Here is a 13197-nt window from a genome sequence, read left to right as displayed (position 1 = left end):
ACGGTCCCCCACTCACACGGTGTTCTGATCTCTTGCCGGGAAGGGCGCGAGTGCGTGGGCAGGTGCGTGCAGCCCGGCCGCACGGACGACGTCAACACCTGGCGCAGCCGGACAGAGCGAGGTGCCCGAATATCTCGGGAGCCGGCCCCGTGTGGTTGCCAAGCTGGGTCAGGAACCCTACTGAGTGACGGTCGGCGGCGGAGTGGAAGCGGACGACCAGAACGAAGCGGCCCTGCATCCTGAAGCATTCGGGGAGCTCGGCGGGACAGTGGACCGCGCTGATCTCGCCTAACTGATCACCGACGGTGCACCGCACGCAGCCAGGCACCCTGGCCAACGGCGTTGGAGCCCGGAATCCGAGCCCTCATCACGCCGTACTGCCGTGCCGCACGCGCAATATAGCTGCGGGGGCCCGGTTACCGAAACCGGGCCCCCGCAGCATCATTGGTAGTCCACCGCCAAATCCGTTACCGCCAATGCGAAAGGGAAGTAGACCACCACCACTCACAACCGAATAACCCGCCTTGCCGTCCTCTCGGCTGCGAAGCCTTACGCCGCGGCATAGCTGAGGCGGAACAAGTCCTGGGCACGCTCCAGGTCCCGCTCCGTACGCAGCTGCACCTCCAGGTCGCCTGTGCCGTGGTGGCCGAGCCCCGTCACGTCCCGGGTAAAACCGGGGACGATGTCGACCGCCTTCGGGTCTGCCTTGAGGTAGACGAGGAGCTTGGTCTGCTGCGGCGGGCAGACGCAGGCAAAGTTCCGCAGCCGCTGGTACGCCGCGTACTGCTTGCGCTGGACCCGGTTGATGCCGTCCCCAAGGCCGAGCAGCACCTCGTCGACCGCTTCGGCCAGCTCCGCCAGGGTTCCGTCTTGCCTACGGGCAGACTTCGTCCCGGCCGCGCGCCGGCGGACTTGCTTGGCCATGGCCGAATGCCCGGTGACGGAGGCCACGGTCTCAAGGCCGATGAGGTCGTTGCCGAAGTACCGGTAGCGGACCAGGTCGATCGAGCGCCGGTGCTCACGCACGGCGTGCCCGTCGTAGCGGGTGAAATCGCCGGCGACACAGATCAGCCGGGGTGCGCTCCACAGCACCTGGGACGCGGCCGATACCCCGAGCCGGTCCCGGACCAGGTTCCGGAAGGCGTCCTTGTGCGCCATCAGCCACGCCATGTAATACAGGCCCTGATTGATCACGCCGGCCGCAGTGCCGCGCTTGAATTCCACGACCACCGGCGCCCCGTTCTCATCGAGCCCCAGCGAATCGATCCGGCCGCCGTCAGCACAGTCGATGACGTACTCACTCGCTAGGAACCGCACCCCCAGCATGGTCTCCATGTGCGCCTCGACGAGGCCCTGCACATCCGCCTCGGCCTCGGCAAGGCGCGGCGCGACCTCCGTCACGCCACCATTCATCGTGTGGAACAGTTTCAGGCCCGACACCTTCCCCTCCTCGGCTCGAAGATCGAGAACGCAGGAGAGGGGTAGATCTATTTCCGCGCGGGCGCACCGAACAGGTGAGGAGATTTGAGACGGTGAGCACCTGGCACAGTCGGGAACCCCTGCATCCCCATCCGTCCCAGAGATGTCCTCGTCCCACAGAGCCCCTGACGGCGCGTCAGCGAGAAGGAAAGTTGCAGGTCAAAGGACCTGCCGACGAGATACGCCAGGCGTCCGCTAAGCGCTTGGCCGCAGGTTCGAGTCCTGCCGGGATGCCTATGGCGGGTTAAGGCAGGTCGGGCCACGGATACAGGATCATTTTCCAGGCGCCTTCCAAGCACTCCGCCCAAATTGCTCCCGTGAAGGGTCCGCCTCGCACCGTTCCGATCAACAAACAGGCCGCATTCTTGCTCGGAGAGGCTCATCACGACGGCAAGGAGACCCGCTGCTTGCCTTCCCCCGCGGGCTAGCGGACGGGGCCCTGAGGCTGCCGCAGCCCGTCTAAGGATGTGCTCCCAGTACGACCTACACCCGATCCGGCTCCGCGCTATCCGCAACCGATAGACATGAGGCAGGACCGGCCCCTGCGATCTCTCACTACGGTGACCGAGAAGGTGTGCTGCCAGCTCGCTCAGAGCCGGATTAGCAGCACACCTTCCGTACCTGACAACCAATCAGAACGTGCGTCAAACGTGCGTCAAACATGCGCCGCGTGCGTCAAACGTGCGTCAAGATATCGCCCGTAACGCCCACAGCGCACATAACGCACACCACCCAAACTTGCAGGTCAGGCGCCCTTTGCCGCAGGCTCAAGGATCGCGACACACTCAACATGGTGCGTCATCGGAAACAGATCGAACGCCCGCAGCATCCGCACCCGGTACCCGCCCTCCCGGAAGTACCCCAGATCCCGTGCGAGCGCGGCGGGGTCGCAGGCGACGTAGGCGATGCGGCGGGCGCTCAGGGACGCGAGGTGTTGGACCGTCTTGCGGCCGGCGCCCGATCGCGGCGGGTCCAGGACGATCAGGTCGACCTCCGTGATGCCCGTGCGCGGCAGTACCGCCTCGACCTTGCCCTGTTCGATCCGCACCCGGTCGAAGTCGGCGAGGTTGTGCCGCGCGTCCTCGACCGCGCGCTTGCCGGACTCGATGCCGAGGACGGCACCCTTGTCGCCCACGCGGTCCGCGAGGGCGCCCGCGAACAGTCCCACACCGCAGTAGAGGTCCAGCGCCATGTCGCCCTTGCGGGGCAGCAGGCCCTGCATGACGGCCTTGACCAGGGTGTCCGCAGCCTTGGGGTGGACCTGCCAGAACCCACCGCTGCCCACCCGGTACGTCCGGTCGTCCGCGCGCTCGCGGACGAAGGGGCGCCCGTGGACACGGTGCACTCCCCCGTCCTTCTCCTCGACCCGCATCACGGACACCGGCTTGTCCAGCTCCACCAGAGGCAGCCTCGCGCCCGGCCGGGGCTCCAGGATCACCTGACGGTCCTGCGAACCCGTCGCCGCGATCGCGTCGATCGACGCCATGCCCGTCCAGTCGCGCTTCTCGATGCCCAGCTCGGAGACGCCGGGCGCCGCGATCATGCAGTGGTCGATCGGCTCGACCTCGTGCGAGCGGTGGCGGCGCAGACCGGCGCGCCCCGACTCGTCCACCGCGTACTGCACCCGCGTACGCCACGCCGGGACCTCGCCCGCCGGCACCTTGTCGCCCTCGGCCGGCATCACGGTGCCGTCCCAGCCCGCCTCCTCGGGGGTGAGACCCGCGAGGCGCTGCAGCTGTTCGGCGATGACCTCGCCCTTGAAGCGGCGCTGGGCGCCCGGCTTGGCGTGCTGCCAGTCGCAGCCGCCGCAGCGGCCGGGGCCGGCGTAGGGACAGGGTGCCTCGACCCGGTCCTTGGAGGGCGACAGGACCGAGACCGCGTCCGCCCGCAGGAAGCGCGCGCCCTCCTCGCCGTCGGTCACCCGCGCCACGACCCGCTCGCCGGGCAGCGCGTGCCGGACGAAGAGGACCTGCCCCTCCGAGGTACGGGCGATGCAGTGGCCGCCGTGGGCGACGGGGCCCACCTCGACCTCGTACTCCTCTCCCACCAGCGATTTCTTCGGTTCTGCCTGCATGGTGGGGTGACTCCGTAAGAAGAGGAAAGCGAAAACGGCCGGACAACAGCCCACCAGTCTACGTGGGTGCCGTCCGACCGTTGACCACGAGCGTCAGCTCTTGGGAGCCGACGACTCCTTCGTCCGTTCGTTCGCCGGACCACGCCGCACCGACCCCGGCGCGCTCCAGTCCTGCCGCTTGCGCGCCCGGCGCTTGGCGACCTCGGAGGACTCCAGCTGGTAGGGCACGGAGGTCACCATGACACCCGGCGTGAACAGCAGCCGCCCCTTGAGCCGGAGTGCGCTCTGGTTGTGCAGCAGGTGCTCGTACCAGTGGCCGACCACGTACTCCGGGATGATCACCGACACCGCGTCGCGCGGGGACTCCTTGCGCAGCCCCTTGACGTACTCGATCACGGGCCGCGTCACCTCGCGGTACGGCGAGTCGAGGACCTTCAGCGGTACGTCGATGCCGCGCCGGGTCCACTCCTCCTGGAGCGCCTTGGTCTCCACCGGGTCGACGTTGACGCTGAGCGCCTCCAGGGTGTGGGAGCGCATCAGCTTGGCGTAGGCGAGGGCGCGCAGGGTGGGGCGGTGGATCCTGGAGATCAGCACCACCGAGTGGACCCGGGACGGCCGGACCACGTCGTCGCTCGGGCCGTCCGGCGCGGCGATCTCCGCGGCGACCCGGTCGTAGTGCTTACGGATGGCCGTCATCGTCGCGTAGAAGATCACCATGCCGAGCAGGGCGACCCAGGCGCCGTGCGTGAACTTGGTGCCGAGCACGACGATCAGGACCAGCCCGGTGAAGAAGGCGCCGAAGGTGTTGATCGCCCGGGAGCGGATCATGTGGCGTCGCTTGGCCGGGTCCTTCTCGGTGCGCAGATGGCGGTTCCAGTGCCGGACCATGCCCGTCTGGCTGAGCGTGAAGGAGACGAACACACCCACGATGTAGAGCTGGATCAGGCGGGTGGAGTCGGCGCCGTAGATCCACACCAGGAGCACGGCGGCGCCCGCGAGGAGCACGATGCCGTTGGAGAAGGCGAGACGGTCGCCGCGGGTGTGCAACTGGCGCGGCAGGTAGCGGTCCTGGGCGAGGATCGAGCCGAGCAGCGGGAAGCCGTTGTACGCGGTGTTCGCGGCCAGGAAGAGGACCAGCGCGGTGGCGGCGGCCAGCAGGACGAAGAAGAACGTGCCGTCGCCGAAGACGGCGGCGGCGACCTGGGAGATCACCGGGTTCTGCACGTAGGAGTCGCCGACCGGCGTGCCGTCGCGCAGCAGGTCGTGCGCCGGGTTCTCGGCCATCCGCACCTTGGTGACCATGGCCAGGCCGATGATGCCGCAGAACATGGTGACGGCGAAGAAGCCCATCAGGGCCAGCGTGGTGGCCGCGTTCTTCGACTTGGGCTTACGGAAGGCGGGGACGCCGTTGGAGATCGCCTCGACACCGGTGAGGGCGGCACAGCCGGAGGAGAACGCGCGCAGCAGCAGGAAGACCAGCGCGAAGCCGGCGAGGCCCTGGTGCTCGGCCTTGATCTCCAGGCCGGCGGTGGGCGCCCGCATGGTCTCGTCCAGGACCAGTCCGCGGAAGGCACCCCAGGCGATCATCGCGAAGACGCCGACGACGAAGACGTACGTCGGGATCGCGAAGAGCTTGCCGGACTCCTTCACCCCGCGCAGGTTCATCAGCGTCAGCAGCACGATGATGCCGATCGCGCACAGCACCTTGTGCTCGACGAAGAAGGGGATGGCCGAGCCGAGGTTCTCCACACCGGAGGAGATGGACACGGCGACGGTGAGCACGTAGTCGACGAGAAGCGCGCTGGCGACGGTGAGGCCGGCCTTGGGCCCGAGGTTGGTGTTCGCCACCTCGTAGTCGCCGCCGCCGCTGGGGTAGGCGTGCACGTTCTGCCGGTAGGACGCCACCACGGTGAACATCAGCACGACGACCGCGACGGCGATCCAGGGGCTGAAGTGGTAGGCCGACACGCCCGCGATGGAGAGGACCAGCAGCACCTCGCCGGGTGCGTACGCCACGGACGAGAGCGGGTCGGAGGCGAAGACGGGGAGTGCGATGCGCTTCGGCAGGAGCGTCTCGCCCAGCCGGTCGCTGCGCAGAGCGCGCCCGATCAGAATCCGTTTGGGCACGTCGGTCAGTTTGGACACGCAGAGGATCGTAAGCGCCCCGACTGGTTCTGGGCACATCCGGGTGAAATCCCGGCGGGCCCCGGGGTGAAATCGGTCCGCCGACGACTGCGAAGTGCGTCATGTCACGCATCCTCCGGTCTGATGGCTGCGTCCTCACGTCTATATGACGAATCCGCCGATCCCGTGTACGCGCCGTGTGTGTGCCGGGCATCCGACGGAACCCGTGACGTTCCCACCCCCTCTCACCTCCCTGGAGGCCCCATGCAGGCCGCGACCGCTGAGCTGATCGGCGCTCTCGCCTCCCTCGTCGGACTCGGCTTCCTGACGAGGACCAGCGTCCGCCGGATCAGTCGCCGACGTCCCACGATGTGACCCGTGGGTGCACGGGGGTGCCCCCGGCGGACCGCGCGTGTGTAGCTTGGGCGACGGTCTGAGACCCTGTTTTCGACGTTTCGGCTGAACAGTAGCTATTGACACCGGAAGGACGGTCGTGCACATCGTCATCATGGGCTGCGGGCGAGTGGGTTCCACCCTCGCCCAGACCCTGGAGCAACAGGGGCACACGGTCGCCGTGATCGACCAGGACCCCACGGCCTTCCGTCGTCTGGGCTCGGGTTTCGGCGGCCGGCGCGTCACCGGGATCGGCTTCGACCGCGACACCCTGCGCGAGGCGGGCATCGAGGAGGCGGGCGCGTTCGCCGCCGTCTCCAGCGGCGACAACTCCAACATCATCGCCGCCCGGGTCGCCCGCGAGATGTTCGGCATCGAGAACGTGGCGGCACGGATCTACGACCCGCGCCGCGCCGAGGTCTACCAGCGCCTGGGCATCCCGACGGTCGCCACGGTCCGCTGGACCGCCGACCAGATGCTGCGGCGGCTGCTGCCGTCCGGTGCCGAACCGCTGTGGCGCGACCCCACCGGCGGCGTCCAACTCGCCGAGGTGCACGCCTCGTCGGCCTGGGTGGGCCACAAGATCAGCAAGATGCAGGAGGAGACCGGTGTCCGGGTCGCCTTCCTGACCCGTCTGGGCGAGGCGATCCTGCCGACCTCGCAGACGGTGCTGCAGGAGGGCGACCTCGTGCACGTGATGATGCGGACGGACGACGTGGAGAAGGTCGAGGCGTCCTTCGCCGAGGGCCCCGACGAGGAGGGCGGTCACTGATGAGGGTCGCCATTGCCGGAGCCGGCGCGGTCGGCCGCTCGATCGCGGGCGAACTGCTGGAGAACGGCCACGAGGTCCTTCTCATCGACAAGGCGCCGACCGCCATCTCGGTCGAGCGCGTCCCCCAGGCGGAATGGCTGCTGGCCGACGCCTGCGAGATCACCTCCCTGGACGAGGCGGCACTCCAGCGCTGCAACGTCGTCATCGCCGCGACCGGCGACGACAAGGTCAACCTGGTCGTCTCGCTCCTCGCGAAGACGGAGTACGGCGTTCCGCGCGTCGTCGCCCGCGTCAACAACCCCAAGAACGAATGGCTGTTCAACGAGTCCTGGGGCGTGGACGTGGCCGTGTCGACCCCCCGGCTGATGTCGGCGCTGGTCGAGGAGGCCGTCAGCGTCGGCGACCTGGTCCGGCTGCTGCGCTTCAGCCACGGCGACGCCAACCTGGTCGAGCTGACCCTGCCGCCCGAGTCGGCCCTGGCCGGCACCCAGGTCGGTGAGGTCGAGTGGCCGGAGGACACCTCCCTGGTCACCATCATCCGCGGCACCCGCGTCCTCACCCCGACCTCGGACGACTCCCTGGAGGCGGGCGACGAACTCCTCTTCGTGGCCGCGCAGGCGCGTGAGGAGCAGCTGGAGGACCTGCTGTCGGTACGACGCGAGGACGCGACGAGCTGACGCGGGACGGTACGACGGTGAAGGGCGCCCCGAATCCCTCGGGGCGCCCTTTCGTTCTCGGTGCCTGAGCGGGGGTCCGGGGGCGCAGCCCCCAGCGAGGCCCGCACCCACCCCCGGGTGCCTACTCGCCCGCCCGGGCCGCAGCCTTCCGCTCCTCCGCCGCGCGCTCCTCCGCCTCCATCTCCGCGAACACGTCGATCGGGGCCGGCGCCTTGGCCAGGAAGATCCAGGTCAGCCAGACCGCGAGCAGGAACGGCGGGATCTTCAGTGCGATGAGGACCCAGCCCAGCTGTGTGGTGTCAGCCCACCAGTAGAGCGGGAAGAGGATCGCGCACTTGCCGAGCAGGATCGCGCCCCAGGCGTAACTCGCCTTCGCGTACGCCTTCTTGCGTCCGGGGTTCCGGGTCCGCCAGGACAGGTTCTCCTTGAAGACCGGGCCGAGCATCAGACCGATCAGCGGCACACCGGCCAGCGTGGTGATGATGTACGCGAGCCCGAGGCCCAGCGTGTAGAGCATGCCCGGCAGATAGAAGTCCTTGGCGTTGCCGGTCATCATCGCGAAGACGACACCGAAGGCGACCCCGAAGACACCGCTGAACGCGTGCTTGACGGTGTCCTTCATGACCAGCCGCACGACGACCAGCAGGACGGAGACGCCGAGGGCCGCGAGAGCCGCCGAGTGCAGGTCCTTGTTGATCGTGTAGATGGAGACGAAGAGCAGGCCCGGGAGCACGGTCTCGACCATGCCGCGCACGCCACCGAACGCCTCGAACAGCGCGGCCTCCGTCACGGCCCTGGAGTCGTGCGAGCCGTCCTGTCCGCCCTGGGCGTCCTGGACGCCCCGCTGGGCGTCTTCCGTCGGCTTGTCGAGCGACGTCACCGGCTACTCCCGTCCGAGCGGTCTGAGTTCGTACTTCGGATTGAACAGCACCCTACGGCCCCGGCTCATCGAGATCCGGCCGGATGCGATCAGCTTGCGCCCCGGCTCTATCCCGACGATGGAGCGTCTGCCCAGCCACACGACGTCCAGGGCGGCCGAACCGTCGAACAGCTCGGCCTCCAGGGCCGGGACACCGGCCCGGGGGCGCAGCGTGACCGTGCGCAAGGTACCAGTAACGGTCACGATCTGTCGGTCGTGACAGTCACATATACGCGTGCAGCCCGCGGTCTCCGCGTCCTCGCGCAGCTCCTCCGACTCCAGGTCCGTCTGGGACGAGGAGAGCCGGTCGAGCATGCGCCGGAACCGGCCCGCCGGCTTCTCGGAACGAGGAACAGCACTCATGACAAAAAGCGTACCGGGGCCCGCCGACAGTCCAGCACCCCCGTACACGGGCCCGTGCGCACTTCGGCGTCTCACTTCTCGAAGCGGTACCCCATCCCCGCCTCGGTGATGAAGTGCCGGGGCCGCGACGGGTCGCGCTCCAGCTTGCGCCGCAGCTGGGCCATGTAGACCCGCAGATAGTTGGTCTCCGTCCCGTAGGACGGCCCCCACACCTCCTGGAGCAGCTGCTTCTGTCCGACCAGGCGCCCGGTGTTGCGGACCAGCACCTCCAGGAGATGCCACTCGGTGGGGGTCAGCCGGACGTCCCTGCCGTCCCGGTTCACCTTCTTCGCCGCCAGGTCGACGGTGAAGTCGTCCGTCTCCACGATCACGTCGCCCTCCTCGCCGCCCAGGGGCTCCGCGCGGCGGACGGCGGCGCGCAGCCGGGCGAGCAGCTCGTCCATGCCGAAGGGCTTGGTGACGTAGTCGTCGGCGCCCGCGTCCAGGGCCTCGACCTTCTCGTCGGAGGTGTGCCGGGCGGAGAGCACGATGATCGGCACCCGGGTCCAGCCGCGCAGCCCCTTGATCACCTCGACGCCGTCCATGTCGGGCAGTCCGAGGTCGAGGACGACGACATCGGGGTGCCGGGCGGCGGCGAGGGCGAGCGCGGTCGCCCCGTCGTGGGCCGCGTCGGCCTCGTACTTGCGGGCCTTCAGATTGATCACGAGCGCGCGCACGATCTGCGGTTCGTCGTCGACCACGAGCACCCTGGTCATGGGGACCGCCTCATCACCCTGGTCATGGGGACCGCCTCATCCGATTCGCCTCTCTGCCGATGTGGCCGTGCCGACCGCCGCGTCGGCGGCCGGGTCCGCCGCCGGGACGGCGTCCGCCGACGTAGACGCGCCCACGGCGGGATCGGTGCCCGACGGGGCCGTATCGGGCCCGGAGCCGTGCTGTGCGGCCCGGACGGTGAGCACCATGGTGAGTCCGCCGCCGGGGGTGTCCTCGGCGTCCAGCGTGCCGCCCATGGCCTCGGCGAAGCCCCGGGCGACGGCGAGCCCGAGGCCGACGCCGGTCCCGCGCGGGGCGTCGCCGTGGCGCTGGAAGGGGGCGAAGATGCGGTCCTTGGCCTCGTCGGGGACGCCGGGGCCGCGGTCGGTGACCCGGACCTCGACCCGGCCGCCGAGGGCGCTCGCGGAGACCTGGACGGGCGTGCCGGGCGGGCTGTACTTGACGGCGTTCTCGACGATGTTGGCGACCGAGCGTTCCAGCAGCCCGGGGTCGACGGCGACCATGGGCAGGCTCTCGGGGATCTCCAGCCCGACGCTGCCCTCCGGGACGCCGCCGAGCGCCATCGGCACCACCTCGTCGAGGTCGATCTCGCGGATCAGCGTGGTGACGGTGCCGGTCTGCAGCCGGGACATGTCGAGGAGGTTGCCCACGAGGTGGTCGAGCCGGTCGGCGCCGTCCTCGATCCCTTCGAGCAGTTCGGCCTCGTCCTCCGCCGACCAGGCCACGTCGTCGGAGCGCAGGGACGACACGGCGGCCTTGATGCCGGCGAGCGGGGTCCGCAGATCGTGGCTGACGGCGGCGAGCAGCGCGGTGCGGATGCGGTTGCCCTCGGCCAGCGCCTTGGCCTGGTCGGCCTCCTGCTGGAGGCGCCGGCGGTCCAGGACGACGGCGGCCTGGGCGGCGAAGGCGGCCAGGACCCGGCGGTCCTCGGCGGGCAGGACGCGGCCGGACAGGGCCAGCGCCATATGGTCCCCGACCGGCATGTCCACGTCCGCCGCCTCGGGACGGTCCACCCGCCGGGGGCCCACGCTGCCCGCGCAGGTCCACGGGTCGACATCACTCTCGCGCTCCAGCAGGGCGACGGACTCCATCCCGAAGGTCTCGCGCACACGTTCGAGGAGGGCCTCCAGGCTGGTCTCCCCGCGCAGCACACTGCCCGCGAGGAAGGACAGGATCTCCGACTCGGCGCGCAACCGGGCCGCCTGCTGGGTGCGCCGGGCCGCGAGGTCCACGACGGAGGCCACCGCCACCGCGACCCCTATGAAGACCACGATGGCGACGATGTTGGTCGGGTCGTCGACCGTCAGCGTGTGCACCGGCGGGGTGAAGAACCAGTTGAGCAGCAGCGAGCCCAGCACGGCCGCGGCCAGGGCGGGCAGCAGACCGCCGAGCAGGGCCGCGGCCACCGTCAGCGACAGGAAGAGCAACATGTCGTTGGCGAGACCGAGATCGGTCTCGACGTTGGCCAGCAGCGCCGCGAGCAGCCCGGGCCCCACCGTCCCGACGACCCAGCCCCCGATCGTCCGGGCCCGGCCGAGCCGCGCGCCCCGTGCGACGGGCAGTCCGCGCCCCTTGCCCGCCTCGCCGTGCGTGATCAGGTGGACGTCCAGGTCGGGTCCGGAGTCCCGGGCGACGGTGGCGCCCACACCGGGCCCGAAGACGTACTGCCAGCTCTTGCGGCGCGAGACGCCCAGCACTATCTGGGTGGCGTTGACACCACGCGCGAAGGCCAGCAGCGCGGCGGGGATGTCGTCGCCGACGACGTGGTGGAAGGTGCCGCCGAGGTCCTCGACGAGGGTGCGCTGGACGGCGAGTTCATTGGGCGAGGCGGAGGTCAGCCCGTCGCTGCGGGCGATGTAGACGGCCATGACCTCGCCGCCGGCGCCCTTCTCGGCGAGCCGGGCGGCTCTTCGCAGGAGGGTCCGCCCCTCGGGGCCGCCGGTCAGCCCGACCACGATCCGCTCGCGGGAGCCCCAGATCCGCGACACCTGGTGCTCGCTGCGGTACGCGTTGAGGTACTCGTCGACGCGGTCCGCCACCCACAGCAGCGCGAGCTCCCGCAGCGCGGTCAGGTTGCCGGGGCGGAAGTAGTTCGACAGCGCGGCGTCGACCTTGTCCGGCTGGTAGACGTTGCCGTGCGCCATCCGCCGCCGCAGGGCCTGTGGCGACATGTCGACCAGCTCTATCTGGTCCGCCCGCCGCACCACCTCGTCGGGGACGGTCTCGCGCTGCCGTACGCCGGTGATCGACTCGACGACGTCGCCGAGCGACTCCAGGTGCTGGATGTTGACGGTCGAGATCACGTCGACGCCGGCGGCGAGCAGGTCCTCGACGTCCTGCCAGCGCTTGTCGTTGCGGGAGCCGGGCACATTGGTGTGGGCCAGCTCGTCCACGAGGGCCACCCGGGGCCGCCGGGCGAGGACGGCGTCCACGTCCATCTCGGTGAAGACCGCGTCCCGGTACTCCAGCGACCGGCGCGGGATCTGCTCCAGTCCGTGCAGCATCACCTCGGTGCGCGGACGGCCGTGGTGCTCCACGACGGCCACCACGCAGTCGGTGCCGCGTTCGATCCGGCGGTGCGCTTCGGACAGCATCGCGTACGTCTTGCCGACGCCCGGCGCCGCACCGAGGTAGATCCGAAGCTTCCCGCGTCCCATGTCCCCATTGTCTTCCCGTGACCACCGCCTACGCAGCGTCGACCTTACGGCCAATAATCACGGCAAAACGGGCAGAGGCGGCCCCGAGGCCGCCTCTTTGACACAACCCTGACGCCGACACCCCGCGAGGGAACCGCGCAACCGGCCAGTGGGCCGACGCGGTTCCCGTACGGCCTCGGCCGGAACCGCTAGCGGACCTCGGTGATCTCCGGCCCGCGCTGCAGCTGCCCCATGCCGCCGGAGAAGCGGGACCCGGCCTGCTCCTCCTGCTGGACGCCCTCGGGCACCATCTGCGCGTCGTTCGGCAGCTTCAGGACGATCGGGTCGCGCGGAGCCATGGGACCCTCGCCGCGGACGACGACCGTGTCCCGGAAGATCTGCTCCAGCAGCCCGGCGGTCTGCGGCTCCACCGCGCCCCGCCCGGAGATCACTCCGCGCAGGAACCAGCGGGGCCCGTCCACACCGACGAAGCGGACCACCTGGAAGCCGCCCGTGCCGTCCGGCAGCTGCACCGGCACCTGCGCGCGCAGCTCCCAGCCCAGCGGGCCCTCGACCTCATCGATGACCCCGCCCTGCTGGGTGATGCCGGAGGCGATCTCCTCACGGACCTCGCCCCAGATGCCCTCGCGCTTGGGCGCGGCGAAGGCCTGCAGCTGGACCGCGCTGTCGCGCAGCACGACGGTCGCGGCGACGATCGCGTCACCGGCGACCTCCACCCGCAGCTCCATGCCGTCGACTCCGGGCACGAAGATGCCGCCGAGGTCCACCCGGCCCTCGCCGGGCTCGCGCACCTCGGAGCTGTCCCACGGCCCGTCCGGCCGGGGCTCGGGCTCGAGCCGCACGCGCTCCCGCTCGACGTCCGCCTCAGCGTCGGCTTCCCCGGCAACGCCGTCGACCTGCTCGGCCTCGCTCGCCGCGTCCGCCGCGTCCTCAGCGGAACCCTTCTTCTTGCGACGTCCGAACAC

Annotated in this window: 10 protein-coding genes; 2 read left to right on the top strand and 8 right to left on the bottom strand. The window is 70.0% G+C overall.

Annotated elements, in window-relative coordinates:
- Positions 1-549: 549 nt before the first annotated feature.
- From L3078_RS33770 to L3078_RS33760, 3 genes are all read right to left on the bottom strand, one after another.
- Complete coding sequence (locus L3078_RS33770; protein ID WP_239757705.1) at positions 550-1440, bottom strand: DUF5655 domain-containing protein; 891 nt, start codon at positions 1438-1440, stop codon at positions 550-552.
- A 784-nt stretch (positions 1441-2224) separates the two neighbouring features.
- The gene (locus L3078_RS33765) at positions 2225-3553 is read right to left on the bottom strand and encodes a class I SAM-dependent RNA methyltransferase (RefSeq protein ID WP_239757704.1); all 1329 of its coding nucleotides are present in this window, start codon (positions 3551-3553) and stop codon (positions 2225-2227) included.
- Positions 3554-3646: 93 nt separating this feature from the next.
- Positions 3647-5698 (bottom strand): APC family permease, encoded by a 2052-nt coding sequence (locus L3078_RS33760; protein ID WP_239757703.1) that lies wholly within the window; start codon positions 5696-5698, stop codon positions 3647-3649.
- Between the two features lie 472 nt (positions 5699-6170).
- On the opposite strand from L3078_RS33760, the gene L3078_RS33755 reads away from it, so the two are divergent.
- Positions 6171-6842 carry a potassium channel family protein gene (locus L3078_RS33755; protein ID WP_220646141.1) on the top strand — a complete coding sequence of 224 codons (672 nt, stop codon included), beginning with the start codon at positions 6171-6173 and terminating at the stop codon, positions 6840-6842.
- Positions 6842-7519 carry a potassium channel family protein gene (locus L3078_RS33750; protein WP_033525196.1) on the top strand — a complete coding sequence of 226 codons (678 nt, stop codon included), beginning with the start codon at positions 6842-6844 and terminating at the stop codon, positions 7517-7519. Before L3078_RS33755 ends, L3078_RS33750 begins: the two co-directional genes overlap by 1 nt.
- Before the next feature lie 121 nt (positions 7520-7640).
- Here L3078_RS33750 and L3078_RS33745 read toward each other — a convergent pair whose 3' ends face one another.
- From L3078_RS33745 to L3078_RS33725, 5 genes are all read right to left on the bottom strand, one after another.
- Positions 7641-8399, bottom strand: a complete 759-nt coding sequence (locus L3078_RS33745) for a DUF3159 domain-containing protein (protein ID WP_239757702.1) — start codon at positions 8397-8399, stop codon at positions 7641-7643.
- Positions 8400-8402: 3 nt separating this feature from the next.
- Positions 8403-8801, bottom strand: coding sequence for an OB-fold nucleic acid binding domain-containing protein (locus tag L3078_RS33740; RefSeq protein WP_239757701.1), 399 nt, complete (start codon positions 8799-8801; stop codon positions 8403-8405).
- A 71-nt stretch (positions 8802-8872) separates the two neighbouring features.
- Positions 8873-9556 (bottom strand): response regulator, encoded by a 684-nt coding sequence (locus tag L3078_RS33735; RefSeq protein ID WP_239757700.1) that lies wholly within the window; start codon positions 9554-9556, stop codon positions 8873-8875.
- 36 nt (positions 9557-9592) lie between these two features.
- Complete coding sequence (locus L3078_RS33730; RefSeq protein ID WP_239757698.1) at positions 9593-12232, bottom strand: sensor histidine kinase; 2640 nt, start codon at positions 12230-12232, stop codon at positions 9593-9595.
- 188 nt (positions 12233-12420) lie between these two features.
- On the bottom strand, positions 12421-13197 hold the full coding sequence (locus tag L3078_RS33725) for a DUF3710 domain-containing protein (RefSeq protein ID WP_033525191.1): 777 nt from the start codon (positions 13195-13197) through the stop codon (positions 12421-12423).

Origin of the sequence: Streptomyces deccanensis, from assembly GCF_022385335.1 — a bacterium.
Taxonomy (GTDB): domain Bacteria; phylum Actinomycetota; class Actinomycetes; order Streptomycetales; family Streptomycetaceae; genus Streptomyces; species Streptomyces deccanensis.
The sequence above is the reverse complement of the archived record's forward strand: the minus strand, read 5'-3'. Positions and strand labels throughout refer to the sequence as shown.

Coding starts and splice junctions, on each gene's coding strand:
- L3078_RS33730 (WP_239757698.1), bottom strand. CDS start 12,232: ATGGGACGCGGGAAGCTTCGGATCTACCTCGGTGCGGCGCCGGGCGTC.
- L3078_RS33740 (WP_239757701.1), bottom strand. CDS start 8,801: ATGAGTGCTGTTCCTCGTTCCGAGAAGCCGGCGGGCCGGTTCCGGCGC.
- L3078_RS33750 (WP_033525196.1), top strand. CDS start 6,842: ATGAGGGTCGCCATTGCCGGAGCCGGCGCGGTCGGCCGCTCGATCGCG.
- L3078_RS33765 (WP_239757704.1), bottom strand. CDS start 3,553: ATGCAGGCAGAACCGAAGAAATCGCTGGTGGGAGAGGAGTACGAGGTC.
- L3078_RS33735 (WP_239757700.1), bottom strand. CDS start 9,556: ATGACCAGGGTGCTCGTGGTCGACGACGAACCGCAGATCGTGCGCGCG.